Consider the following 25,949-nt stretch of genomic DNA (forward strand, 5'->3'; position numbering starts at 1 on the left):
TAGTCCATCGAAGCAGCCGAGGCAAGCGCCCCGGGCATAATATCAAGGAGGACACATGGGTCCGATCACTCCAACGGAATTCACGCCGTGGCTGTCGCTTGGCGGTGGCATCCTGATCGGCTTGAGCGCAGTGATGGTGATGGCGCTGTTCGGGCGCATCGCGGGGATCGCCGGCATCACCAACGGCGTCCTGGGCGCGATCGTCCCGATGGGCGCCGCGCCGCAGGACCGCGACTGGCGGCTCGCCTTCATCCTCGGGATGATCGCGGCACCGCTGGCGGTTCTTCTCGCGGGTGGCACGGTGCAGCAGAGCGTGCCGAACAACCTGCCGGGAATGGCGATCGCCGGCCTGCTGGTGGGTCTGGGGACCGGGCTTGGCTCGGGCTGCACCTCGGGGCACGGGGTCTGCGGCATGGCCCGGCTGTCGCGCCGGTCGTTCGTGGCCGTCGGCACCTTCATGGCCGCCGCCATCGTCACGGTCTTCGTTCTTCGGCACGTCGCGGGAGGTTTCTGATGCGCACGTTTCTAGGCTTTCTGTCCGGTCTCGTCTTCGGCCTGGGACTGGTCGTTTCGGGCATGGCGAACCCGGCCAAGGTGCTGAACTTCCTCGATCTCGCCGGCAGCTGGGACCCCAGCCTGGCCTTCGTCATGGGCGGCGCGACCGTCACGGCGTATATCGGCTATCGCCTGGTCTGGCGCCGGACGGCCCCGGCCATGGGCGGCGGCTTCGAACTGCCGACCAGCACCCGGATCGACCGGCCCCTGGTCGTGGGCGCGGCGCTGTTCGGCGTCGGCTGGGGGATCGGCGGCTTCTGCCCCGGTCCGGCCTGGACGGCGCTGCCGCTGCTGGCGCCCGGGACACTCGTATTCCTGCCGATGCTTCTGCTTGGTCTCTGGCTGGGCGCGCACGGCAAATCCCTTTCCATCCTCAATCCCAAAGGAGCTTTCTGATGAGCAAGCTTGATGAACGCGTTGTCCGCCATTCCCCCTCGCGCGGGGCAGGCAGCCCCGATGTCTGGGGCATCTACGAGCCCGACACCGGGTCGATCCAGTACATCTGCGCCGATCCGGCCACGAAGAAGGCGGCGCTGATCGACGTGGCGTGGAACTTCGATCCGAAGCACTACCGCTTCTCGACCGGCAGCATGGACCAGGTGCTCGACCTGGTGCGCGAGAACGGCCTGACGGTCGAATGGGTCCTCGACACCCACCCGCATGCCGACCACGTGATGGCCTCGGCGCATCTGAAGGAGCGCACCGGCGCCCCGAACGCGATCGGCGAGAAGGTGCGCGACATCGCCGCCATCTGGAGCGATATCTACCACCTGCCGCACACCTTCGATCCGGATCGCGATTTCGACCGGCTGTTCGCTGAGGGCGAGGTGTTCAAGATCGGGGAGCTGGACGTGACGGTGATGCTGTCGCCGGGACACACGCTGGGGTCGATCACCTATGTCTGCGGCGACGCGGCCTTCACGCACGACACGCTGATGCAGCCCGACGTGGGCACCTCGCGCGCGGACTTCCCGGGCGGCGACGCGTCCCAGCTGTGGGAGACGATCCAGGCGATCCTGGCGCTGCCGGGCGACACGCGACTGTTCGTCGGGCACGATTACGGAGCACCCGACCGGGACGAGCCGGAATGGGAGGCGACCGTGGCCGAGCACAAGGCGCACAACGCCCACGTGAAGGACGGCACCCGGCGCGAGGACTGGATCGAGCGGCGCGAGGCCCGCGACGAGACGCTGCCGCTGCCCGACCGCATCCTTGCCGCGCTGCAAGTCAACCTGCGCGGCGGGCGCCTGCCCGAGGCCGAAAGCGACGGCCGGCACTACCTGAAGCTGCCGGTCGACCGCTTCTGAACCGCGGATTTTCCGCAAGCGGCGCGCCGGCGAACGGCGCGCCGCCAGCCTTTCCCGATCCACCAGCCTTGAAGGCCAGACATCATGTCGTTGTCCCGTTACTTTCCGATCCTCGACTGGGGACGCCGCTATGACCGGCAGGATCTGACCGGCGACGGCCTTGCCGCGGCGATCGTCACGATCATGCTGATTCCGCAATCGCTGGCCTATGCCATGCTTGCGGGCTTGCCGCCGGTGGTGGGGCTTTACGCTTCGATCCTTCCGCTGGTCGCCTACGCCATCTTCGGCACGAGCCGCACGCTTGCCGTGGGGCCGGTGGCCGTCGTCTCGCTGCTACGGCAACGGCGGCCGGGGCGGTGGCCGAACCGGGCAGCGCAGACTATATCGCCGCGGCCCTTGCACTGGCGCTGCTGTCGGGGCTGATGCTGGTCGTGATGGGCGTCTTCCGGCTGGGTTTCGTCGCGAACCTGCTGTCGCATCCGGTCATCTCCGGCTTCATCACCGCGTCGGGCATCCTCATCGCGACGAGCCAGCTTCAGCACATCCTCGGCGTGCGTGCCGGAGGGCACGACATGGTGGAGCTGCTGGACTCGTTGTGGACGTCCCTGCCGCAGGTGAACCTGCCGACGCTGATCGTGGGCGCGGCGGCGACCACCTTCCTGTTCTGGTCGCGCACGCAGCTTCGGCCGACGCTGGCGCGGCTGGGCCTGCGTCCCGGCGCGGCGGCACTGCTGGCGCGCACCGGCCCGGTGCTGGCGGTGATCGTCTCGATCCTTGCCGTGGTGCTGCTCGATCTCACCGCGGCCGGGGTCTCGGTCGTGGGCGAGGTGCCGCAGGGCTTGCCGCCCTTCAGCGTGCCCGACGTCGACCCGGGCCTGTGGGTGACGCTGCTGCCGGCGGCGTTCATGATCTCGGTCATCGGCTTCGTCGAATCCGTCTCGGTCGCGCAGACGCTGGCGGCCAAGCGGCGCCAGTCGATCCAGCCCGACCAGGAGCTGATCGGCCTGGGCGCCGCGAACCTGGCGGCGGCCTTCTCGGGCGGGTATCCCGTCACCGGCGGCTTCGCCCGGTCGGTCGTCAATTTCGACGCGGGCGCGCAGACGCCCGCCGCCGGGGCCTACACCGCGATCGGGATCGCGCTGGCCTCGGTGTTCCTGACGCCGCTGCTGTACTTCCTGCCGACCGCGGTTCTGGCCGCGACCATCATCGTGGCGGTGCTGAGCCTCGTGGATCTGGGCGCGCTGCCCCGCACGTGGCGCTATTCCCGGCACGATTTCACCGCGCTTGCCGTCACGATCCTCGTCACGCTGGGCGCCGGCGTCGAGGCGGGCATCTTGTCGGGCATCGCGATCTCGGTGCTGTTGCTGCTGTGGCGCACGTCGCGTCCGCACGTGGCGGTCCTGGGCCAGGTGCCCGGCACCGCGCATTACCGCAACATCCGCCGTCACGACGTGATCCGCGCGCCCGAGGTGCTGAGCCTGCGCATCGACGAAAGCCTGTACTTCGGCAATGCGCGCGCGATCGAGGGCGTGGTGCAGGAGGCGGTCGCGCGGCATCCCCGCGTCCGGCACGTGATCCTCAACTGCGCCGCGGTGAACGGCATCGACTCGAGCGCGATGGAGAGCCTCGAACTGATCATGCACCGCCTTTCGGACCAGCAGATCGCCCTGCACCTGTCCGAGGTGAAGGGCCCGGTCATGGACCGCCTCGCGCGCACCGAGTTCCTGTCGCATCTCACCGGCCAGGTGTTCCTGTCGCACCACGAGGCGCTGGCCGCGCTCGCCCCCGAGACGACCCGCACGGCCGATGCCGCGCGACGCCCCCCCATCGACGCCGCGAAGCCGTTTCCGGAACAGTGATCCGCATCGGCGCGCCCGTGCCGGTCCCGGCATGGGCGCGCCGGGCGCCCGTCGGCGCGGCCGCCGTCAGAGCCCGCCGCGCACCGACCAGAGCTCGGGGAACAGCTCGACGTCGAGCATCTTGCGCAGGTACTGCACGCCGCTGGTGCCGCCGGTGCCGCGCTTGAAGCCGATGACGCGTTCCACGGTGGTGACGTGGTTGAACCGCCAGCGGCGGAAGTAATCCTCGAGGTCGACCAGCTTCTCGGCCAGTTCGTAGAGCGTCCAGTGCCGGGCGGTGTCGCTGTAGACGACGTGCCAGGCGGCCTCGATCTCGGACACGTGGGAATGCGGCGCGCGCAGGCGGCGGAAGCCCTCGGGGAAGGTCGCGCCGGTGTCCTCGGCCAGCCGGTCGAGTGCCACGTGGTAGAGCGACGGGCGGTCGAGTTCGCGGGTCAGCAGGGCGTGCGTCTCGGGGCGGTGGTCGTGCACGCGCATCATGTTCGGATTGCGGTTGCCCAGCGCGAATTCGATCAGCCGGTACTGGTGCGACTGGAAGCCCGAGGACTTGCCCAGCGCCTCGCGGAAGGTCGTGTAGTCGCTTGGCGTCATCGTGCGCAGCACGTCCCACGCGGAATTGAGTTGCTCGAAGATGCGCGCGACGCGCGACAGGATCTTGAACGCGGGCTGAAAATCGCGCCGGGCAAGGGCGTCGCGCGCGGCGCCGACCTCGTGCAGGGCCAGCTTCATCCACAGCTCGGACGTCTGGTGCTGGACGATGAACAGCATCTCGTCATGGGCGTCCGACAGCGGCGCCTGCGCGCTCAGAATCTTGTCGAGGCCGAGATAGTCGCCATAGCTCATGTCCCGGTCGAAGGTCATCTGCGCGCCTTCGGTTCCTGGGTCGTATGCGTCGGTCATGCCGCGTCTCCGATCACCGCCTCGGCCTCGATCTCGACCTTGTAGCCGCCGATCAGGCCCGCCACGACGACCAGCGTGTTGGCCGGCTTGATGGCGCCGAAGACGCGGCCATGCGCGCGCGAGATCGCTTCGACGTCGGCCTCGTCGGTGATGTAGATGCGCGTGCGCCCCACGTCCTCGGGGCGCGCGCCGAGGGCCGACAGCGCGGCGAGGATCTTGTCGAGCACGTAGGTCGTCTGCGCGCCGGCATCGTCGGGCGCGACCACGCGCGCCGCGCCGGCGGTGGCGGTGGTGCCCGAGACGAAGACCCGCTCGCCCACCCGTTGGGCGCGGGCGTAGCCGGCGATGTCCTCCCACTCCGATCCCGTCAGGACGCGGGTCGCGCCTGGGCGAGCGGCGGGCTCGGCCTCGTGCGCGCGGGGAATCGCGTCGAGGTGGTGCGAGAGATCGCCCGAGGCGGTCAGGAACGGCGGCTTGCGGTACTCGTCGCCGCAATCGCCGGGGACCATCTTAGTCTGCGCGAAGGCCACGTCCAGCGTGGCGCGGTCGTCCGCCTCGAGGCTTAGCGTGAACAGCCGCGCGTTGTCGGCCATATGCTCGGCCTCGCCCAGCCGCGCGCCGATGATCGTGGCGGCGACGGCGTCGTGGTCCAGAACCCAGCGGGTCGCCACGTTCGACACCGACACGCCGTGCTTGTCGGCGATGCCCTTGGCCGCGTGCAGGATGGCCTGGAACGCGTCCCAGCCGCCGATCGTTTCGATGAAGCGGCGGTACTTCATCTTCGACCAGTCGCCGATGGCCGCCGGGTCCGGCGCGCCGACCCACTTGTCGGACAGGAAGCCGCCGCAGAGCGTGCCGTAGGCGAACAACTTCACCCCCGTCTCACGCGACAGGGCGGACAGCGCGCCCGCCGCGCGGCGGTCGACCAGCGAGAAGGACACCTGGTTGCTGACCAGCGGCACGCCGTCCTTCAGTGCCACACGCAAGTGGTCGGCGTCGAAGTTGGTCACGCCGATCTCGGCGACCAGGCCCTGTTCGCGCAGCTCGGCCAGTTCGTGCAGCGCGTCGAGCCATGCTGGGTGCTGGAAGCTCCACCAGTGGAATTGCAGCAGGTCCACGCGGTCCACGCCGAGACGGTCGAGCCGCTCCTGCACGCCGGCGCGCACGACCTCGGGGGTCATCGGGCCGGGCTTGGGACACCACTTGGTGAAGGCCAGCGGGCGGCGGTCCGACGGGCGCGCCAGCATGCGGCCGGCGATGATCTCGGCGCTGCCGTAATGGTCGGCCATGTCGAACGTGTCGAAGCCCACGCGGGCGTAGGCGGCGAGGTCGTCGGCAGCCTTGTCCGGGTCCAGCGTCTCGCCGTCCTTCTCCATGTCGGCGACCTGCCACAGGCCGACCAGCGTCTGCGCGATGTCGAGCGAGCCCAGCCGGGTGCGGGCGGGGCGGGGCGTGTCAAGCATGGCGGGCGGCCTCTTCGATGCGGTGGGACAGGAGAGCGAAGCTGCGCTCGATGTCGCGGGTCAGCGCGGCCACGGCCGCGTCGGCGTCGCCGGCCTTCATGGCGGCGACGATCTCGTGGTGGTGGCGGTGTTCTTCCAACTGCAGGGCCTGCTCTTCGCGGATCACGAGGTTGAGGTAGGCGCCGTACTGCATCCACAGCGCCTCGATCAGCGGCAGCAGGACGGGCGAGGCGGACAGGGAATAGAGCGCGAAGTGGAAGGCGTAGTTGCGTTCCAGGTCGGGGCGGAGGGCGCTGGTCTCGGCCTCGCGCAGAAGCGCGTCCAGCCGGGCGAAGTCGTCGGCACCGGCCCGGTCCATCGCCGCTCGCAGCGTCAGCGATTCAAGCGCCAGGCGCGCGGCCTTGAGGTCGGAAATGCGGCGCGCGTCGAAGGGCGGCACCATCAGCGTGCGCGACGGCGTGTCGATCAGCGCGCCCTCGGCCACCAGCCGGCGCACGGCCTCGCGCACCGGCGTCATCGAGCAGCCCAGTTGGTCGGCCAGGTCACGCAGGCTGAGCACGTCACCCGGCGCGAATTCGCCCCGCGTGAAGGCGCCCTTGAGCGCGTCGTAGACCGTTTCGCGCAGCTTCGACTGGTCGATCCGGGCAAGCCGTGGCTGGTTCATGGGCATCTCCGCGGCCGCCGTGCGGACCGTTCGAGAAAAAGTTTGACACGTCGGGCCGGTTTTACACAACATCAAATATCACAGATCAAAGGTTTCGCGATGACGGCAAAGGATGACGGGTTCTGGCTATACGATCTGCGGATCGAAACCGTGCTGGACGGTCGCACGCCCGTCTGCCGGCATGTCGAGGGCGAGTTCTTTCGCATGCTGGGCGAGAACCTGGTGTTCGAGGCCGGGCAGAAGGTCTCGGCCTACGCGCTGGCGGCGATCCTGCCGCTGCTGCCCGCGAAGCAGCGTATGACCGACGCGAACGACTGGATGAGCACCGACGCCGAGATCGCCTGCCCCGACCCGCATTGCGGCGGGCGCTTCCGCATCGTGCGCGAGGGCAAGCGCCGGTTCTGCCATGCCGAGACCACGGGCCTGCCCGAAAGCCGCACCACCCCCTACTGGAAGGACAGCACCGCATGAGCGTCGAGACCACCGACCTGCGCCCCGGCCACACGATCAGCCGCGTGATCCGCGGGGGCTGGCAACTGGCCGGCGATCACGGCGCGGTCGACCGGGCCGAGGCGATCGCGGACATGGAGGCGTTCGTCGACGCCGGCATCACCACCTTCGACTGCGCCGACATCTATACCGGCGTCGAGGAGATGATCGGCGACTTCATCGCCGACCTGCGGGCGCGTCGCGGGGCCGAGGCGGCGGATCGTGTCGTCGTGCACACCAAGCTGGTGCCCGACCTGTCCCGCCTGCCCGACCTGCGCGCGGACGAGGTCGAGGCGATCGTCGACCGCTCGCTGAAGCGTCTGCGGGTGGAAAAACTGGACCTGGTGCAGTTCTACTGGTGGGACCTGACGCTTGGCGATCCTGTCGCGGCGATGCAGGTGCTGAAGGACTGCCAGCAGAAGGGCAAGATCGGAAACCTCGGCGTGACCAACTGGGACGCCGCCGACACGAAGCCGTTCGTCGAGGCGGGCATCGACCTGGTGTCGACGCAGGTCCAGTATTCCGTGCTCGACCGCCGGCCGGCGCTGGGGCTGACCGACTGGGCGGCGGCGCACGACCTGCGACTGCTGTGCTACGGCACGCTGGCGGGCGGCTTCCTGACCGAGACCTGGCTGGGCAACGCCGATCCCGGCTTCGCGTTCGAGAACCGCAGCCTCGTGAAATACCGGCTGATCATCGACGAGTTCGGCCCGTGGGAGCTGTTCCAGGAGTTGTTGCAGACGCTGAAGGCGGTGGGCGACCGGCACGGCGTGTCGGTGTCCTCGGTCGCCACCGCCTGGGTGCTGGACCAGCCGCAGGTCGCCGCCGCCATCGTCGGCGCGCGTTACGCCCGCCATCTGCCCAAGACGCTGCAGGTCTTCGACGCGAAGCTGACCGAGGCCGACCACGCCGAGATCGGCGCGGTGATCGCGCGTGCGGCCGGGCCGAACGGGCCCGTCTTCGGGCTGGAGGGCGACCGCACCAGCCGCCACGGCCGGATCATGAAGTACAACCTCAACACCAACCCGAACGACGCCGTCCTGGGCACCGCGACATGAGCGACGTGCTGCTGCAGACACGCGGCCTGGCGCGCAGCTTCGGCCCGATGAAGGCGGTCGACGATGTGTCGATCGCGGTCCGTCGCGGCACGATCACCGGGCTGATCGGCCCCAACGGCGCGGGCAAGTCGACGCTGTTCAACCTGTTGACCGGCACGCTGGCGGCGGATTCCGGGACGGTCATGCTGGGCGGGGCGGACGTGACCGGCCTGTCGCCGGACCGGCTGTTCGGACGCGGCCTCGGCCGGACGTTCCAGATCCCCCGCCCCTTCGCGCGGATGTCGGTGCTGGAGAACGTGATGCTCGCGCCGCTGCGGCAGACGGGCGAACGGCTTTGGGGCCCGTTCCTGCGCCCCGGCGCGATGCGCGACGACGAGAGGCGCATCCGCGACCGCGCGCTCGAGGTGCTGGATTTCGTGACGCTGGCGCCGCTGGCCGATCACCCGGCGGGCAAGATCTCGGGCGGGCAGATGAAGCTGCTGGAGTTGGCGCGCGTGCTGATGGGCGATCCGGAGATCATCCTGCTGGACGAACCCGCGGCGGGGGTGAACCCCACGCTGGCGGGCACCCTGATCGAGAAGATCGAAGAGCTGAACCGGCAGGGCAAGACCTTCGTCATCATCGAGCACGACATGGATTTCATCATGCGCCACTGCGACCCGATCATCGCGCTGGCCGAGGGGCGCGTGGTGTTCGAGGGCACGGCGGCCGAGGCGCAGGCGAACCCGGTCCTGCTCGAGGCCTACCTGGGGACGATGGCCGATGCCTGAACCGGTGCTGTCCTGCGCGGGCGTGACCGCCGGCTACGTGCGCGACCTGCCGATCCTGCACGGCGTGGACCTGGTTGCGCACAAGGCCACGATCACCGCGATCATCGGGCCGAACGGCGCGGGCAAGTCGACGCTGATCAAGGCGATCGCCGGGCTGGTGCCGGTGAGCGCGGGTGCGATCGCGCTGAACGGGCGCGAGATCACCAACATCCGCCCCGACCGGCTGTCGACCGAGGGCGTCGCCTACGTGCCGCAGAACGACAACATCTTCCGCACGCTGACCATCCGCGAGAACCTGACCCTGGCGCTGCGCCGGGCGGGCGCGCGGCGCGAGGCGATCTTCGACCGGCTGATGACGCAATTCCCCGCGCTGAAGGACAAGCTGGACGACAAGGCCGGCTCGCTGTCGGGCGGGCAGCGGCAGTTCCTGGCGGTCGCCAACGCGCTGGCGTCCGAGCCGCGGCTGATCCTGATGGACGAACCCTCGGCCGGGCTGTCGCCCAAGGCGGCCGAGGAGGTGCTGGAGATGGCGCGCGCGTTGACTGACTCGGGCGTGACGATCCTGCTGGTCGAGCAGAACGTGACGCAGGCGCTGCGCCTGTCGGATTACTGCTATATCCTGGCCGAGGGGCGCAACCAGGTCGACGGCAAGGCGGCCGATCTGCTGGGCGATCGCGTCGTGGCCGACATCTACCTTGGCGGCCGGCGCAAGAGGGTGAACGCATGATCCAGCATCTCGTCGACGGCGTGCTGGTGGGCGCGATCTACGCGCTGGGGGCGATCGGGCTGACCATGGTCATGCACATGCTGCGCTTCGCCAACTTCAGCCATGCCGAACTGCTGTCGGTCGGGGCCTACGTGGCGCTGGTCTTCGACAAGCTGTTCGGCGCGCTGGCGCCGGTGCTGACGGCAAAGATCGGGCCGCTGTCCATGTCCTTCGCGCTGGCGCTGGCGGTGCTGGTGTCCATGGCGGTTACCGCAGCCACGGCGGTGCTGATCGACAAGCTGGTGTTCAAGCGCATCCGCGAACGCGGCGAGGAGCTGTCGATGGTCTTCGCGTCTTTCGGCGTGGCGCTGATCGTGCGCAACCTGATCGGGCTGGCCTTCGGGCTGGGCACGACGCTCTACAACTCGGACATCGCGTTTGCCATGGTGCTGAGCACCGATCCCCTGATCCTCGTCCGGCCGGACCAGATCTTCACCCTGTCGGCAGCGCTGGTGCTGATGGTGGTGCTGCACCTGGTGCTGTCGCGCACGACCTTCGGCTATGCCCTGCGGGCGGTCGCCGAGAACGCGAGCCTTGCGCAGGTGGCCGGCGTCAACCTGCGGCGCATCGTGATCGCCGTCTGGGTCATCGGCGGGGCGTTGGCGGCGGCGGCGGGCGTGTTCTACGCGCTGACCAACCAGATCACGCCGATGATCGGCCGCGACCTGCTGATGCCGGTCTTCGCCGCCACGATCGTTGGCGGGATCGGCTCGATCTACGGCGCGGCGCTGGGCGGTTTCCTGGTGGGGCTGGCGGCGAACCTGGCGCTGGTTGTGCTACCCTCGGGCTACGCGCCGTCGATGCCGTTCCTGATCATCCTGGCGGTGCTGACGTTACGCCCGCACGGCCTGCTTGGAGTGGCGCGCGCATGATCGGGCTGATCTCGTACCTGGTGTTCTTCACCACCGTTGCGACGATCCTGTCGATCGCGGTGCTGGGGCTGAACCTGCAATGGGGCAACACCGGGCTGTTCAACGGTGGCGTGGCCGCGTTCTTCGGCGCCGGCGCCTATGGTACGCTGATCCTGGGCGGGACGCCGCAGGAAGGCCATATCGGCGGCTTCGCCCTGCCCTACCCCGTGGCGCTGGCGGGCGGCATGGCCGCGGCCGGGCTGTTGGCGTGGCTGGTCGGGCGGCTGACGCTGAAACTGCGGCACGACTACCTCGCCATCGCGACCTTCGGCGTCGCCGTCACCTTCGAGAACGTCATGCGCAATGCCGAATGGCTGTCGGGCGGCGCGCGCGGCCTGCGCGGTTTCGACCGGCCCTTGCAGGAGCTGTTCGCGTCGCCGCTGGCCTACAACGCGGTCTTCCTGGGCTTCGTCGTGGTGCTGCTGGTGGCGACTTACGCGTTCCTGCAGCGCCTCGTCGCGTCGCCCTTCGGCCGCCTGCTGCGCGCCATCCGCGAGGACGAGGAGGCGGCGCAATCGCTCGGCAAGTCGCCCGCGCGCGTGCGGCTGATCTCGTTCGTCACGGGCTCGGTCATCATGGGGCTGGCCGGCGGGCTCTACGGGACGTTCTACGCCTTCGTCAGCCCGCAGGACGTGCTGCCGATCCTGACCTTCCAGATCTGGGCCATGCTGATCGTGGGCGGCGCGGGCAACAACCGCGGCGCGATCCTCGGCGCCTTCCTGATCTGGGGCGCGTGGACCGCCAGCGGCTGGGCGCTGTCGCGATATGCCCCGGTCGAGGCGCAGATCTATGCCGGATCGATCCAGTATGTTCTGATTGGATCGGTGATCGTGGGCATGCTTCTGTGGCGACCGCAGGGGCTGTTTCCGGAACGGCTGGTGGTGTCGCAACGGGGGCGTCACCCCGTGCCCGCCGCCGCCGAATGACAAGATAAAAACCAACCGAAACAGGGAGACTGACATGACGAACAATAGGACCAGGCGGCGCGCCGGTGCGGCGCTGGCGCTCGCCTTGGGCGCGGCGGGAATCGCCACTGGCGCCGCGGCGCAGGATTGCACGACCAAGGTGGGCGCGGTGCTGCCGACCTCGGTCGACTGGGGCCGGCCGATCGCGGAGACGGCGCAATGGGTCGTCGACCAGGTGAACGAGGCCGGCGGCGTGAACGACTGCCAGGTCGAGATGATCCTGCGCGACACGCAGGTCGATCCCAAGGTCGGCGTCGACGCCGCCAAGGCGCTGGTCGATCTCGACGGGGTGCAGCTGCTGATCGGCGCGGTGTCGTCGGGCGTGTCGCTGCCGATCCTGACCTCGGTCACGGTGCCGGCGGGCGTGATGCAGATGTCGTGCTGCACGTCCTCGACCGCCCTGACCGAGCTTGCCAAGGAGGGCAAGACCAACGGGCTGTGGTTCCGCACCTTCGCCACCAGCGGCGTGCAGGCCGCCGTGGGCGCCAAGGTGGCGCAGGACCAGGGCTGGAAGAAGGTCGCCGTGTTCTACAAGAACGACGACTGGGGCCAGGACATCGGCAAGCTGGTGGCTCAGAACCTCGAATCCATGGGGATCGAGGTGACGGCGCAGGTTGCAATCAACGACGGCCAGCCCAGCTATCGTGCCGAGGCGGCCAGCGCGCTGTCGGGCCAGCCCGACGCGGTCTACATGGCGCTCTACCCCAACGAGGGCACGGCCACGGCGCGCGAATGGCTGGCGCTGGGCGGCACGCAGAACATGATCCTCGCGAACTCGCTCAAGTCCGAGGAATTCCGCGAGAACGTCGGGATGCAGTACCTGGAGAATGCCTGGGGGACCGACACCGCCTCGCCCCGCGCGGACAGCGCCACGGCCTTCGTCGACGCCTACGAGGCGCGCTTCGACAGCCCGCCGAACGGGCCCGGCCTCGCCAACAGCTACGACGCGACGATGATCGCGCTGATGGCGATGGAAGCCGCCGGCGAAGACGCCACGGGCGCCGAGATCGCGGCCGCCGTGCCGCGCGTCACCGATCCCGAGGGCACGCCGGTCACGGCCGATGCCGAAGGCTTCGCCAAGGCTGCCGAGATCTTCGCCGAGGGCGGCAACGTGATGTACCAGGGCGCCACCGGCAACGTGCGCTTCGACGAGTACGGCGACGTGTCGGCCCCGGCGGTGATCTGGAAGTTCACCGAGGACGGGATCGAAGAGGTCGAGTACCTGTCGCTTGAAGAGGTGAACGACTTCATGGCGTCCCTGCAGGACTGAGATTCTTGCAGCGTGGAACCCGCGGGGCGCCTGCCCCGCGGGTTTTTCATGCGCGGGCGATCGGCGGCAGGCTTCACAGTGAAGCCCGAACCTTCTTCAGAATGGTGTCGCCGCTTAAGGTCCGCGCCTTGCCGACAGCTTCGGGATGCGCGACAGCAACGACATTCGCCTGCCGCTCCCGTTGACAGGAACCCGGTCCGCGGTGACTCTGCCTGCTGAAACCGGCGGGGCGGAGGACAGGCATTGGCAAACAGGCTTGCGATTCCCGGCATCGCCAAGACCATGCTGAGCGGACGGCGATCCGCGGGGTCTTCGTGCGGACGTGGCCTTGCCTTCATTAGCCATGAGCAGCCGGCATGAAGCGGACGGCCATCTTCGTGGTCGCCCTGGGCCTCGCCGCGACAGGGGCGCGCGGCGGCGGGTCGGAGTTGCCGGACCCGGTTGGCGATGCCGATTTCGTCGAGGTCGATCCCGAGCAGGCCGAACTGGGCCGGCTTCTGTTCTGGGACCCGATCCTGTCGGGCAACCGCAACATCTCGTGCGGGACCTGCCATCATCCGCGCTTCGGCACCTCGGACGGGCTGAGCCTCGGGATGGGCGAAGGGGGCAGCGGGGTGGGGCCGGACCGCATCGGCGAGCCGGCGAACCCGCCCGAAGAGCGCATCCCGCGCAACGCACCGGGCCTGTGGAACCTCGGCGCGCACGAGTTCACGGTGCTCTTCCACGACGGGCGGATCGAGGCCGATCCCGCGCGGCCCAGCGGCCTGCGCACGCCGATGGGGGTCGAGATGGAGCAGGGCTTTTCCGGCGTCCTGTCTGCACAGACGATGTTCCCCGTGCTCAGCGACGACGAGATGGCCGGCCACTACAGCGAAAACGAGGTCTCGAAGGCCGCGCGCATGGGGCGGATCACCGGGGAAGGCGGCGCCTGGGCGATCCTGTCCGAGCGCGTGGCGGCGATACCGGAGTACACCGACCGCTTCGCACGGGTCGACCCCGAGATCGCCGCCGGCCGCGCGATCCACTTCACCGACATCTCGGACGCCATCGCCGCGTTCATGGCGCATGAATGGCGCGCCGACGACAGCCCCTTCGACCGGCACCTTCGCAAAGAGGCGCCTCTGACCGGCGCGGCGGCGGACGGCATGGCATTGTTCTACGGCGAGGCAGCCTGCATCACCTGCCACTCGGGGCCGTTCCAGACGGACCACGGGTTCCACGCCATGGGCGTGCCGCAATTCGGCCCGGGCAAGCGCGCCGCCTTCGAGGATCATGCGCAGGATATCGGGCGGATGCGCGTGACGGGGCGGGCCGAGGACGCCTACCGCTTCCGTACGCCCAGCCTGCGCAACGTCACGATGACCGCGCCCTATGGGCATTCCGGCGCGTATGCCGACCTCCGCAGCTTCCTGTCCGACCACGGACGGGGCGAGGCGGCGGCGTTCGACCGCAGCCGCGCGGTGCTGCCCCGCATGGAGGTCGAGGACTGGCGGGCGCTGGATGATCCGGCCGAGCGAGCTGCCATCGCCGCCGCGGCCGAGACCTTCCCGCCGCTCGACGGAACGCAGATGGACGCGATCCTGGCCTTTCTTGCGGCGCTGACCGACGAGGGCGCCGCGGCGGGTCGCCTCGGCATTCCGGACGCGGTTCCGAGCGGCCTGAAGGTCGACAAGTAGGTGCGGAGCGGGCACCTTCCGGCGCGCACCTGAGGCGTCAGCGTGCCTCGATCCCGATGCCTTCGGCGTTGCGCGTGGCAATGACGGAGTCTCCGGCCGCGACGGGGGACCAGGGCGCGGCGGACCCGTTCGGCCAGATCACGCGGATCTCCGCCGTGCCGGCCGACCCGATCCCGAAATGCAGCGGGCCCGCGACACCGCCGGCATGCCCGCCGCCTACGGTCACCTCCTGCCGCTGGACCTCGTCGCCTTTCCGCAGCTCGACCCACGCGCCGACGGCGAAATGGTTCGCTCCGGGCTGTCGCGGCTCGATTGTGACGGCGTTCCCGGCGTCCGCCGTCACGTTGCGCCAGATCTCCATCGGCGCCCGCCGGTTCACCACCACGAGATCGAGACGCCCGTCGAGGTCGAGGTCCGCCAAGGCCGCGCCCCGCGCACGTGCCGTGCTGGCCACGCCGGCCACGTCCGCCGCCTCGGAGAATCGGCCGTCGGCGCCCTGCATCAGCAGGTTGTTCGGATCCTCCATCGCGAGGCCGGGCATCTGGTCGACATTGCCCTTGGCGATGAAGAGATCGGCGCGGCCGTCATTGTCCACGTCCCCGAACTGCGCGTGCCAGCCGGTCGAGGGCCGTCCGTCGTCGCCGACGAAGGGCCGCTGGGCGTAGGTGCCGATCTCGTACGGCGCCGCGGCGTAGGTGCCGTCGGGCTGCGCGATCTGGAGAAGCTGGTCGCCCATCGAGGTCAGCATCACCTCGGGCAGCCCGTCGCCGGTCAGGTCGCGGCTGGCGATCCCCATGCCCCACAGCGAGACCCGCTGCCAGCCGTCCCCCTCGGTCAGGAAGCGGCGCTCGACCAGGTCCCACATCTGTTCGTGCCCGCCGCGGACGTAGTAGTGGCGGTCGTTGGAAATCCGCAGGCCCGTCCTCCCCCGCGCACCGTCCGAGAACAGCATCGACAGCGCGCAGAATCCCGGTTCGAGCGCCTCGGGCGCACCGAAGCGCGCGCCCGCCGGGTGGATCAGGACGTTGGCATCGCAGGTGCCGAAGGGCCCGTCGGGATCGTCCCGGTCGACGTAGTTTCCAAAGGCGAGGGTCGGCAGCGCGGCGCCGGGCTCCCACGTGGCCGAGAAGGCCGTCGTCCAGGCATTGCCCGCGGCGATCCCCAGCGCATCGCCGCGGTCGGCGAAACCGCAAGCGCCGTCACCCTTCAGCATCACGTTCGGCCCGGCGCGAAGCACCGCGAGGTCGAGGATTCCGTCGGCGTCGAGATCCAGCGGATAGGCTCCGGTCACCCCGGTCAGTTCCGGAACGTCAGCCTCGCGGAACCGGAGTTCGTCGGTCGTTACATTGACGAACAGGCGGGCGCGGTTCTCGCCCCCAGCCACGAACAGGTCGGGCAGCGCATCAGCGTTGCAGTCGAGGACCGCGACCCCGCCGCCGACGAAGTGCTCCCAGCCGCCGGCATAAACGTGAGGCGAAGGCAGCGACGCCGACGCGTCCTCGAACCGCGGAGCGGCGGAGGCGCAGGAGGCCGTCACAATCGCGACAACCGGCACGACAGCGGCCAAAGGGCCGGTACGCCGCCGTTCGCGCCGGCCCGTGGTTCCTTCGTGGCGCGCCCGCCCTCGCCCGCCGCATGATCCGCTCATCGGACCGCGCCCCCGTTCAGCAGGATCGGGGTTGCCATGTCGAGCGCCAGCGCCGCGGCGCCTTGGGCCCACAGCAGGTCGCCCCAGGCGTGGATCTCGACCTTCGGGTCATTTCGGCCGTGGGTGAGGGTCAGGGCCGTCATCTCGGCCAGCACCTCCTCGGCGTAGAGATAATCGTACTGCATCCGTTCGCCCGAAAGCAGGATCAAGCCGGGATCGAACAGGTTCACGACATTCGCCAGCCCGATGGACAGGTACCGCCCGGCCCGACCGAAGATGGCGCGCGCTTCCGAGTTCCCGGCCTTGGCGTGGGCGTAGAGGGATTCGAGGATCACAGGCGTCGAGCGCAGACCGGCGTCGGGCCAGTTCAGGGCGGTCGAGGCCTCGCGCACCAGGGCGTAATCGGCCACGTAGGCTTCCAGGCATCCTCGCTGACCGCACCGACACAGCGCGCCGTCGGGCTGCACCTTGGTGTGCCCAAGCTCCATTCCCAGCCCCTGCGCACCCCGGAACAGGCGGTGATTGAGCACCAGCCCCATCCCGACGCCGTGCTCGATCGTGACCACGGCGAAGTCCGACATGTGGCGTCCCGCGCCGAACCAGAGTTCGGCCAGCGTGACCAGATTGGCATCGTTATCGATACAGACCAGGCCGCCGATCCGGTCGGCCAGTTGCTCGGCGAAGGGTACGTCGCGTTCGTGCATGAGCGGAGACCAAAGGACGCGGCCGGCCTCGTGCGCGACGACTCCCGGCAGGCCCAGGCCGGTCGCCGCGAGGTCGGTGGCGGCCAGCCCCGCCTGCTCCAGCGCCATCTTCAAAGCCGCCTCGGCGCCATCGATCAGCGTCTCGACCCGATGCCGCCCCGGCTCTGCCTCGATGACCGCCTCGCCGAGCCGCCGACCGGAGGCGTCGATCACGACGGCGCTGTGCGCCCGGTCCGACAGCTTCAGCCCTGCGACCGCCCCGGCACCCGGCCTGACGCCGAGCGCGACCGGCGGGCGGCCCCTCCCGCTGTCGGCGCTCCTTCGTGGGCGCGGATGCTCCTGGATCATTCCCAGATCGATCAGTTCGGCCACGACGGCCGTCACGGAGCCGGGACTCACCCCCAGATCCTTGGCCACGTCGGCCCGGCTGATCAGACCGTTGGCCCGGATGTGTTCGAACGCCTGCTGGCGCAGCGGCCGGCCGGCCGGCCCGGCGGGCAGTGTCAACGGACCGCAACCGAGAGACCGCCTGTCCTTTTCGTGGATCTCGATATCTGGCGCGGCGCCCACTGCGTGATTCCTTCAGGTCGTGAACTTATAAAGCACGGCCGCGCCTAGCGAACGACGCCGAGAATGCCTTGAGCGCGACATTCATAGCAGTAATTGGGATGAATCCTATTCTTCGCTCGCTCGGCGGGTCAAATTAATTTTGACAATCGAACGAATTCTGGCCATCGTGCCACCGTATCCGGCGAGGAGGCCGGGGGCCCGCCGTGGCGGGAATCAAATGGGAGGATTTATTCATGCGTAAGGCATTTCTGCTCGCCGCGCTTTCGACGAGCGTTTCTGCGACGGCCCTGATGGCTCAGGATGACCTGACCGTCGGCGTCAGCTGGTCCAACTTCCAGGAAGAGCGCTGGAAGACCGACGAAGCCGCCATCCGCGAGGCGCTCGAGGCCGCCGGGGCCGAGTACATCTCGACCGACGCCCAGTCCTCGTCGGCGAAACAACTTTCGGACGTCGAGAGCCTGATCGCCCAGGGCGCCGACGCGTTGATCATCCTCGCGCAGGACGCGGACGCCATCCAGCCGGCGGTGCAGGCCGCATCGGACGAAGGCATTCCGGTCGTCGGTTACGATCGCCTGATCGACGATCCGCGCGCCTTCTACCTGACCTTCGACAACATCGAGGTCGGCCGCATGCAGGCCCGCGCGGTGCTCGAGGAGCAGCCCACCGGCAACTACGTCATGATCAAGGGCTCGCCCACCGATCCGAACGCGGATTTCCTGCGCCAAGGCCAGGGCGAAGTGCTCGAGGAGGCAATCGCAGCAGGTGACATCACCATCGTGGCCGAAGCCTATACCGACGGCTGGCTGCCCGCCAACGCGCAGCGCAACATGGAGCAGATCCTGACGGCCCAGGCCAACGACGTCGATGCCGTCGTCGCCTCGAACGACGGCACGGCCGGCGGCGTCGTCGCCGCGCTGACCGCGCAGGGCATGGATGGCATCCCGGTCTCGGGCCAGGACGCCGATCACGCCGCCCTGAATCGCGTGGCGCAGGGCACCCAGACCGTTTCCGTGTGGAAGGACAGCCGGGATCTCGGCCGCCGCGCCGGCGAGATCGCCGTGGAACTGGCCGGTGGCGCCAGCCTCGCCGAGGTCGAAGGCGCCGAGGAATGGGAATCGCCGGCCGGCACGACCCTCTGGGCGCAGTTCCTCGAGCCGGTCCCGATCACGCAGGACAACCTCGACGTCGTCGTCGACGCCGGCTGGATCTCGCAAGAGGCGCTCTGCCAGGGCGTCGAGGGCGGACCCGCACCCTGCAACTGATCGCCTGAGCGATCATCGTCCCAGGCGGGGGCCGGTAGTCCGGTCCCCGCCGAACCGGCGTTCGCCGCGCCCCGACACCCCGGAAGGCAATCCCTATGACTGACGCGGCCAAGAGCCAGTCCGGCACGCGCAAGCGTTCCCTCTTCGAACAGCTCGAACTCGACACGCGCCTGCTCGGCATGATCGGCGCGTTCATCGTGCTCGCGCTGGTGTTCAACGTCTTCACAGACGGTCGCTTCCTGACGCCTCGGAATATCTTCAACCTGACGATCCAGACCGTGAGCGTGGCGATCATGGCCACCGGCATGGTGTTCGTGATCGTGACCCGGCACATCGACCTGTCGGTCGGCTCGCTGCTGGCGACCTGTTCGGCCCTCATGGCGATGACGCAGACGATGGTCGCGCCGGAATGGCTGGGTCTCGGGCTGAACCACCCGCTGACGGCGCCCCTTGCGATCCTGGTCGGGATCGTGTGCGGGGCCGCGATCGGCGCCTTCCACGGCATGCTGATCGGCTACCTGGCCATTCCCGCCTTCATCGTCACATTGGGCGGGCTGCTCGTGTGGCGCAACGTGGCGTGGTACCTGACCAGCGGCCAGACGATCGGGCCGCTCGACGAGAATTTCCTTCTGTTCGGCGGGATCGGCGGCACGCTGGGCGAGACCTGGTCCTGGATCGTCGGGATCGTGGCGGTTGCCTTCTCGCTGTTCGCGCTGTGGCAGGCAAGGCGCAACAAGCTTGCCCACGACTTCCCCGTCAAGCCGCTCTGGGCCGAAGTCCTGGTCGCGCTGATCATCACCGCCATGATCCTCGGCTTCATTGCGCTTCTCAACGCCTACGAGATTCCGACGGCGCGGTTGGAACGGATGTTCGAGGCACGCGGCGAGACGATGCCCGAGGGCCATTCCGCAGGCTACGGCATCCCCTATTCGGTGCTGCTACTCGCCGTGGTCGCGATCGTCATGACCGTTACGGCGCGGAAGACGCGGCTGGGCCGCTACATCTTCGCGACCGGCGGAAATCCGGACGCGGCCGAACTGTCGGGCATCAACACCCGGATGCTGACCGTCAAGGTCTTCGCGATCATGGGCGTGCTCTGCGCGCTGGCCGCACTCGTCGCCTCGGCCCGGCTGACGTTCCACTCGAACGACATCGGCACGTTGGACGAGCTTCGGGTCATCGCAGCGGCGGTGATCGGCGGCACGGCGCTGTCGGGCGGCATCGGCACGATCTACGGCGCCATCCTGGGCGCGCTGATCATGCAGTCGCTGCAATCGGGCATGGCGATGGTGGGCGTGGACGCGCCGCTGCAGAACATCGTCGTCGGCAGCGTCCTCGTGCTCGCGGTCCTGGTGGACATCTTCTATCGCAAGCGCACGGGGGCCGAATGATGAGCACCGAAAGCACGGCGATCGACCGCAGCGGCACGCCGCTGGTCGAGATGCGCAACATCACGAAGACCTTCGGCGGCGTCCGGGCCGTGGACGACGTCTCGATCAATCTCTACCCCGGCGAGGTCGTCGGCCTGCTGGGCCACAACGGGGCCGGCAAGTCGACGCTGATCAAGATCCTGTCCGGCGCCTATCGCGCCGATTCCGGCGAGATCCTGGTCGACGGGCAGAAGGCCGACATCGGCAGCCCCCGCGATGCCCGGAACTACAACATCGAGACGATCTATCAGACGCTCGCGCTGGCGGACAATCTCGACGCCGCCTCGAACCTGTTCCTCGGGCGCGAACTGACCAACAGGATGGGCATCGTCGACGACGCGACGATGGAGGCCGAGACGCGCAAGATCATGTCGCGGCTCAACCCCAACTTCAGGAAGTTCGCCGCCCCGGTGAAGTCACTTTCGGGCGGTCAGCGCCAATCCGTCGCGATCAGCCGCGCCGTCTACTTCAACGCCCGCATCCTGATCATGGACGAACCGACCGCCGCGCTCGGCGTGCAGGAGACCGAGATGGTCTCTGAGCTGATCCAGGAGCTCAAGAAGCAGGGGTTGGGTATCTTCCTGATCGATCACGACATCCACCAGGTCATGCGCATGTGCGACCGTGCGAGCGTGATGAAGAACGGCGAACTCGTGGGCACGGTCAACGTGGCCGACGTGACCGAGGACGATCTTCTGGGAATGATCATTCTCGGCAAGAACCCGGGCAAGGCCGCCTGATGTATCTGGGCCTCGATCTTGGCACGTCCTCGCTGAAGGGCGTCATCATAGACGACGAGCAGGCGCTGCTGGCGGAGGCCTCGGCCCCGCTCGACGTCTCGCGGCCGCACTCCGGCTGGTCCGAACAGGCTCCGTCGGACTGGATCGCCGGGGCCGAGGCCGTGCTCGATAGCCTTGCGGGCAAGGTGGACCTCTCGCAGGTGCGCGGCATCGGCTTGTCCGGGCAAATGCACGGGGCGACGCTTCTGGACCGGGCCGACGAGGTGCTTCGCACCTGCATCCTGTGGAACGACACGCGGTCGCATGCCGAGGCAGCACAGCTGGACGCCGATCCGCGTTTCCGGGACATCACCGGCAACATCGTCTTCCCCGGCTTCACCGCGCCCAAGCTGGCCTGGGTCAAGGCGCATGAGCCGGACCTGTTCGAGCGGACCGCCAAGGTCCTCTTGCCGAAGGACTACCTGCGGCTCTGGCTGACCGGCGAACACGTGGCCGAGATGTCGGACGCCGCCGGCACATCCTGGCTGGATACCGGCGCGCGGGACTGGTCGGACGACCTTCTTGCCGTGACCGGCATGTCGCGCGGTCACATGCCGCGCCTCGTGGAAGGATCGGAAGTCTCCGGCACCTTGCGCACCGAACTGGCGCGCCGGTGGGGGTTCGGGAACGACGTCGTCGTCGCCGGCGGCGGCGGGGACAACGCCGCCTCGGCCATCGGCGTCGGCGTAGTCCATGCGGGACAGGCCTTCGTTTCGCTCGGCACCTCCGGCGTCCTGTTCGCCGCGAGCGATGGCTACCGCCCTGCCCCGGCGACCGCGGTTCACACCTTCTGCCACGCCCTGCCCGGCAGCTGGCATCAGATGGGCGTAATCCTCTCTGCGACCGACTCGCTGAACTGGTTCGCCCGTCTCGTCGGCGCCGACCCTTCGACGCTGACCGGCGAACTCGGGGCGCTCCAGGCGCCGGGGCGCGGACTGTTCCTTCCCTATCTCGGGGGCGAACGCACGCCGCTCAACGACGCCGCGATCCGTGGCGCATTCGCCGGGCTGGAACACGCCACCGACCGCACCGCCGCCACGCGCGCCGTACTCGAGGGCGTCACCTTCGCCATCCGCGATTGCGCCGACGCGCTGGCGGCGACCGGCACCCGCATCGATTCGCTTCTGGCGGTCGGCGGCGGCTCGCAATCCGACTACTGGCTCAAGGCGATCGCGACAGCGCTCGACACGCCGGTCTCGGTGCCGGCCAGCGGAGAGCGCGGCGCGGCCTTTGGTGCCGCCCGGCTGGGCCTGATGGCGGCGACCGAACAGGGGGCCGAAGTGGCGACCCAGCCGCGGGTCGCCCGCAGTTTCGAACCCGACCCCGAACTCAAGGACGCCTTCGCCGCGGGTCACGCCCGCTATGTCGAGGCGCGCGACAGGATCAGAGGACTGACATGACCGACTTCTTCGCCGGAATCCCGAAAATCGCCTACGAGGGGCCCGACAGCGACAACGATTTCGCCTACCGCCACTACGATCCCGACGAGATCGTCATGGGCAAGCGGATGGAAGAGCATCTGCGCTTCTCCGTCGCCTATTGGCATTCCTTCGCGTGGGAGGGCGGCGATCCGTTCGGCGGCCAGACCTTCCAGAGGCCGTGGTTCGGCGACAGCATGGACCACGCGAAGATGAAGGCCGACGCGGCGTTCGAGATGTTTCGCATCCTCGGCCAGCCGTTCTTCTGCTTCCATGACGTCGACGTGCGCCCGGAGGGCGAAACCTTTGCCGAGAACACCGCCAACCTCGACCGGATCACCGACTACTTCGGCCCGAAAATGGAAGAGACCGGCACCAGGCTGCTGTGGGGCACGGCGAACCTGTTCTCGCACCGCCGCTACATGGCCGGCGCCGCGACCAATCCCGACCCGGACGTCTTCGCCTTCGCCGCCGCGACCATCAAGAGCTGCATGGACGCGACGCACAAGCTGGGTGGTCAGAACTACGTTCTGTGGGGCGGGCGCGAAGGTTACGAGACGCTGCTCAACACCGACCTCAAGCGCGAGGCCGACCAGGCGGCGCGGATGCTCTCGATGGTCGTGGACTACAAGCACAAGATCGGGTTCGAGGGCACGATCCTGATCGAGCCGAAGCCGCAGGAGCCGACCAAGCACCAGTACGACTACGATGTCGCCACGGTCGCAGGCTTCCTGCAGCGCTACGGCCTCGACAAGGACGTGAAGCTGAACCTGGAACAGGGGCACGCGATCCTGGCCGGCCACAGCTTCGAGCACGAGCTTGCGATGGCGGCGTCGCTGGGCATGCTCGGGTCGATCGACATGAACCGCAACGACTACCAGTCCGGCTGGGACACCGACCAGTTCCCGAACAACGTGCCCGAGGTGGCGCTGGCCTATTACGAGGTGCTCAAGATGGGCGGCTTCGAGACGGGCGGCACCAATTTCGACGCCAAGCTGCGCCGTCAGTCGCTGGACGCCGAGGATCTGATCCTTGCGCATGTCGGCGGCATGGATGTCTGCGCCCGCGGGTTGAAGGCCGCCGCGAAGATGCTCGAGGAGGGCAAGCTGGAAGCGGCACGCACTGCCCGCTACGCCGGATGGGAGAGCGACGAGGCGAAGGCGATGCTCGGCTCTTCGCTGGACGAGATCGCCGCGCGGGTCGAGCGCGAGCAGATCGTGCCGCAGCCGAAGTCGGGCCGGCAGGAGATCCTCGAAAACCTGGTGATGCGCTACGTCTGAGCCGGCCGGCAGGAGTGGACCATGAGTGACGCATACGCCACGCCTGCCGGCCGCCGCGCCGAGCACTTCGGCACGGCGCCCGACGGCTCGCCAGTGCTGCTGGCGCGGATCCAGAACGGCGGCACCCACGCGGCGCTGATGACGTGGGGCGCCAGCCTGCAGGATTTCCGTATCGCCGGCGTTGCGCACGCGCTGGTGCTGGGCAGCCCGGACTTCGAGGCCTACCTGGGCCCGCTGCACTATTTCGGCGCCATCGTGGGGCGCGTCGCGAACCGCATCGCCGGCGGCCGCGCAGAATTGGACGGGCGGGTTCTGGACTTTGACCGGAACGAGAATGGCCGCACCACGCTGCACGGCGGGCGTCACGGGTCGGGCTGTCTCAACTGGTCGCTGAAGCGGCACGATCACCACGGCTGCACCTTCTCCATCCGGCTGCCGGACGGGCTGGACGGGTTTCCAGGCAATCTCGACCTGACCGCCGAGTACCGGCTGGACGAGACCGGCGCACTGGCGCTGACGATCGAGGGCCGGACCGATGCCACGACCTTCTGCAACATGGCTCATCACAGCTACTGGACCCTCGCCCCGCGAGCAGGCCTGGAGGATCACCGCTTTACGGTCGCCGCCGCCCACTATCTTCCGATCGACGCCGACAAGATACCCTCGGCGCCGGAACCCGTCTCCGGCAGCCCCTTCGACTTCACCGCGCCACGATCGCCGGTGAACCCTGAGGTGGCGCTCGACCACAATTTCTGCCTCGGCGGGACCGGGATGCGCCCCGTCGCCACGCTGTCCCGAGGCCCGCTCCAGCTCGAGATCGAAACGGACGCGCCGGGGCTTCAGGTCTATGACGGTGCGCTGATCGATTCGGGTGACCATCGAACCCACGCCGGCGCCGCCTACGGGGCCAATGCCGGGATCGCGCTGGAGCCGCAGTTCTGGCCGGACGCTCCGAACCACGCCCGCTTTCCCGACATCACCTTGGAGCCCGGGCAGGTTTTCCGGCAGATCACGCGCTTCTCGGTCCGAACGCTCGGCTGAAACAAAAAAGTGCAGCATTGCAAGGCACCTGCGCAGCGTGCACTTTGACGGGCGGCGGAACAACTGCACACGCTGATCGATCGCCTCTCAGTCGATACGGCCCAGGAAATGGCGCCGCCGCCTGCCCTGCGACGCAAGTATTATGCCCGGATGGTTCCGGTCATCATCGAGCGGCACCACCTCCCCGCGATGAAACCGGAAGTATCGCTTGTGGTTTCGAAGTCCGATCCCCCGCAGACTTTGCGGCTGCGGAACTCACACGGCTCCTCGTTCGCCGCGCCTTTTATCTTCCCACCTCTGGGTCTGATTTTCAGGTTACGGGAACTGGGAAAGCCGAACCCGGTTCAAAAAATCGGAACGGCCTTGGCGCGTCTCAGGACGCTTAGCAATTGATTATGCATTTTGCGAGCCGGTCGATGTCTGCCCCGCGCAATATTGTCCTGCGGGGCGGCCATGCGTAATCGAACTGGCCGCCGAAGAAAGCCGGCTCGAAGCGCGTTTAAGTCCCGATCGTGCTCGAACTCGCTGAAGAACTTCAGCGGCACGAACTGCATCCGGATGCGTTCCACACGGCGTTGTTGCGTAACTCTGACTGCGGGCGATTCACATCGCGAATCCCTGCGGTTAGACGGGTCGCATGAGCAAGCCTCCTCCCGCCCGCTACCGCACGACGAACTGGTCCAGCTATAACGCCGCGTTGCGCAAGCGCGGCTCGATGCTGATCTGGGTAGAGGAAATGGCCTGGCTGGCGCCGCATGAAGGTCGGCTCGGCCGCCCTCCCGTCTTCTCCGATGCCGCGATCCAGTTCTGCCTCTCGATCAAGGTGCTTTTCAAGCTGCCCTTGCGGCAGACCGCGGGCATGGTGGCCAGCCTGCTGCGGCTGGCGGGGTTGAACTGGTCCGTCCCCGACTTCAGCACCCTGTGCCGCAGACAGAAGACGTTGGTTGTGCAGCTCCCTTACCGCCTTGCCGACGGTCCCCTGAACCTCCTCGTGGACAGCACCGGCATCAAGTTCCTCGGCGATGGCGAATGGCAGACCCGCAAGCATGGGCCGCAAAGTCGCCGCCAGTGGCGCAAGGTCCACCTGGCGATGGATACCGCCACTTCGGACATCCGGGCAGTCGAGTTCACCCCCAGCAGCGACGGCGACAGTCCGATCCTGCC

23 protein-coding genes and 1 pseudogene are annotated in these 25,949 nt (G+C 68.4%); 19 read left to right on the forward strand and 5 right to left on the reverse strand.

All coding sequences use genetic code 11. From position 1 onward, the window contains the following. Positions 1-55: 55 nt before the first annotated feature. The 4 genes and pseudogenes from BLW27_RS15485 to BLW27_RS21965 all read left to right on the forward strand — a co-directional run bounded on the left by BLW27_RS15485 (position 56) and on the right by BLW27_RS21965 (position 3,721). The gene (locus BLW27_RS15485) at positions 56-514 is read left to right on the forward strand and encodes a YeeE/YedE family protein (protein WP_089884561.1); all 459 of its coding nucleotides are present in this window, start codon (positions 56-58) and stop codon (positions 512-514) included. Beyond that, on the forward strand, positions 514-951 hold the full coding sequence (locus tag BLW27_RS15490) for a DUF6691 family protein (protein ID WP_089884563.1): 438 nt from the start codon (positions 514-516) through the stop codon (positions 949-951). The genes BLW27_RS15485 and BLW27_RS15490 overlap by 1 nt, the downstream gene beginning before the upstream one ends. Continuing rightward, positions 951-1,862, forward strand: coding sequence for an MBL fold metallo-hydrolase (locus BLW27_RS15495; RefSeq protein WP_089884564.1), 912 nt, complete (start codon positions 951-953; stop codon positions 1,860-1,862). The genes BLW27_RS15490 and BLW27_RS15495 overlap by 1 nt, the downstream gene beginning before the upstream one ends. Positions 1,863-1,946: 84 nt before the next feature. Beyond that, a pseudogene (locus BLW27_RS21965) lies at positions 1,947-3,721 on the forward strand (SulP family inorganic anion transporter). A 66-nt stretch (positions 3,722-3,787) separates the two neighbouring features. On the opposite strand, the gene BLW27_RS15505 reads toward BLW27_RS21965, so the two are convergent. From BLW27_RS15505 to BLW27_RS15515, 3 genes are read right to left on the reverse strand one after another with little or no spacing between them, the layout of a single operon-like run. Then, entirely contained in the window at positions 3,788-4,621 is an 834-nt protein-coding gene (locus tag BLW27_RS15505) for a tryptophan 2,3-dioxygenase (protein ID WP_089884567.1), read from the reverse strand. Continuing rightward, complete coding sequence (locus tag BLW27_RS15510) at positions 4,618-6,084, reverse strand: aldo/keto reductase (protein ID WP_089884569.1); 1,467 nt, start codon at positions 6,082-6,084, stop codon at positions 4,618-4,620. Before BLW27_RS15510 ends, BLW27_RS15505 begins: the two co-directional genes overlap by 4 nt. After that, entirely contained in the window at positions 6,077-6,748 is a 672-nt protein-coding gene (locus BLW27_RS15515) for a GntR family transcriptional regulator (protein ID WP_089884570.1), read from the reverse strand. Before BLW27_RS15515 ends, BLW27_RS15510 begins: the two co-directional genes overlap by 8 nt. Positions 6,749-6,847: 99 nt before the next feature. Between BLW27_RS15515 and BLW27_RS15520 the strand changes: the two genes are divergently transcribed. From BLW27_RS15520 to BLW27_RS15555, 8 genes are all read left to right on the forward strand, one after another. Beyond that, positions 6,848-7,219 carry a TIGR04076 family protein gene (locus tag BLW27_RS15520; protein WP_089884571.1) on the forward strand — a complete coding sequence of 124 codons (372 nt, stop codon included), beginning with the start codon at positions 6,848-6,850 and terminating at the stop codon, positions 7,217-7,219. Further along, on the forward strand, positions 7,216-8,295 hold the full coding sequence (locus BLW27_RS15525; protein ID WP_089884573.1) for an aldo/keto reductase: 1,080 nt from the start codon (positions 7,216-7,218) through the stop codon (positions 8,293-8,295). The genes BLW27_RS15520 and BLW27_RS15525 overlap by 4 nt, the downstream gene beginning before the upstream one ends. Then, positions 8,292-9,065 (forward strand): ABC transporter ATP-binding protein, encoded by a 774-nt coding sequence (locus BLW27_RS15530; RefSeq protein WP_089884575.1) that lies wholly within the window; start codon positions 8,292-8,294, stop codon positions 9,063-9,065. Before BLW27_RS15525 ends, BLW27_RS15530 begins: the two co-directional genes overlap by 4 nt. Further along, positions 9,058-9,792, forward strand: a complete 735-nt coding sequence (locus BLW27_RS15535; RefSeq protein ID WP_089884577.1) for an ABC transporter ATP-binding protein — start codon at positions 9,058-9,060, stop codon at positions 9,790-9,792. The genes BLW27_RS15530 and BLW27_RS15535 overlap by 8 nt, the downstream gene beginning before the upstream one ends. Beyond that, a complete protein-coding gene (locus BLW27_RS15540; RefSeq protein ID WP_089884578.1) occupies positions 9,789-10,703 on the forward strand; it encodes a branched-chain amino acid ABC transporter permease in 915 nt (304 codons plus the stop codon). Before BLW27_RS15535 ends, BLW27_RS15540 begins: the two co-directional genes overlap by 4 nt. Further along, positions 10,700-11,668 carry a branched-chain amino acid ABC transporter permease gene (locus BLW27_RS15545; RefSeq protein WP_089884580.1) on the forward strand — a complete coding sequence of 323 codons (969 nt, stop codon included), beginning with the start codon at positions 10,700-10,702 and terminating at the stop codon, positions 11,666-11,668. The genes BLW27_RS15540 and BLW27_RS15545 overlap by 4 nt, the downstream gene beginning before the upstream one ends. A gap of 34 nt (positions 11,669-11,702) precedes the next feature. Further along, positions 11,703-12,977 carry an ABC transporter substrate-binding protein gene (locus BLW27_RS15550; protein ID WP_089884582.1) on the forward strand — a complete coding sequence of 425 codons (1,275 nt, stop codon included), beginning with the start codon at positions 11,703-11,705 and terminating at the stop codon, positions 12,975-12,977. A 356-nt stretch (positions 12,978-13,333) separates the two neighbouring features. After that, positions 13,334-14,653, forward strand: a complete 1,320-nt coding sequence (locus BLW27_RS15555) for a cytochrome-c peroxidase (protein ID WP_089884584.1) — start codon at positions 13,334-13,336, stop codon at positions 14,651-14,653. A gap of 37 nt (positions 14,654-14,690) precedes the next feature. Here BLW27_RS15555 and BLW27_RS15560 read toward each other — a convergent pair whose 3' ends face one another. Then, entirely contained in the window at positions 14,691-16,301 is a 1,611-nt protein-coding gene (locus BLW27_RS15560; protein ID WP_089884587.1) for a CRTAC1 family protein, read from the reverse strand. Continuing rightward, entirely contained in the window at positions 16,298-17,512 is a 1,215-nt protein-coding gene (locus BLW27_RS15565; protein WP_245710900.1) for an ROK family transcriptional regulator, read from the reverse strand. Before BLW27_RS15565 ends, BLW27_RS15560 begins: the two co-directional genes overlap by 4 nt. 296 nt (positions 17,513-17,808) lie before the next feature. Between BLW27_RS15565 and xylF the strand changes: the two genes are divergently transcribed. From xylF to BLW27_RS15600, 7 genes are all read left to right on the forward strand, one after another. Further along, on the forward strand, positions 17,809-18,837 hold the full coding sequence (gene xylF, locus BLW27_RS15570; RefSeq protein ID WP_089884589.1) for a D-xylose ABC transporter substrate-binding protein: 1,029 nt from the start codon (positions 17,809-17,811) through the stop codon (positions 18,835-18,837). 95 nt (positions 18,838-18,932) lie between these two features. Next, positions 18,933-20,228: a sugar ABC transporter permease gene (locus BLW27_RS15575; protein ID WP_089884591.1), complete on the forward strand. Its 1,296-nt coding sequence runs from the start codon at positions 18,933-18,935 to the stop codon at positions 20,226-20,228. Beyond that, entirely contained in the window at positions 20,228-21,007 is a 780-nt protein-coding gene (locus BLW27_RS15580; protein ID WP_089884616.1) for an ATP-binding cassette domain-containing protein, read from the forward strand. Before BLW27_RS15575 ends, BLW27_RS15580 begins: the two co-directional genes overlap by 1 nt. Beyond that, positions 21,007-22,446 carry a xylulokinase gene (gene xylB / locus BLW27_RS15585; protein ID WP_089884593.1) on the forward strand — a complete coding sequence of 480 codons (1,440 nt, stop codon included), beginning with the start codon at positions 21,007-21,009 and terminating at the stop codon, positions 22,444-22,446. The genes BLW27_RS15580 and xylB overlap by 1 nt, the downstream gene beginning before the upstream one ends. Beyond that, entirely contained in the window at positions 22,443-23,744 is a 1,302-nt protein-coding gene (xylA, locus tag BLW27_RS15590) for a xylose isomerase (protein ID WP_089884595.1), read from the forward strand. Before xylB ends, xylA begins: the two co-directional genes overlap by 4 nt. 21 nt (positions 23,745-23,765) lie before the next feature. After that, complete coding sequence (locus BLW27_RS15595) at positions 23,766-24,785, forward strand: aldose epimerase family protein (RefSeq protein ID WP_089884598.1); 1,020 nt, start codon at positions 23,766-23,768, stop codon at positions 24,783-24,785. 637 nt (positions 24,786-25,422) lie between these two features. Further along, the coding region (locus BLW27_RS15600; RefSeq protein ID WP_143042294.1) for an IS5 family transposase at positions 25,423-25,949 on the forward strand (527 nt) is incomplete at its 3' end.

The organism is Citreimonas salinaria (assembly GCF_900107235.1).
GTDB classification, from domain to species: domain Bacteria; phylum Pseudomonadota; class Alphaproteobacteria; order Rhodobacterales; family Rhodobacteraceae; genus Citreimonas; species Citreimonas salinaria.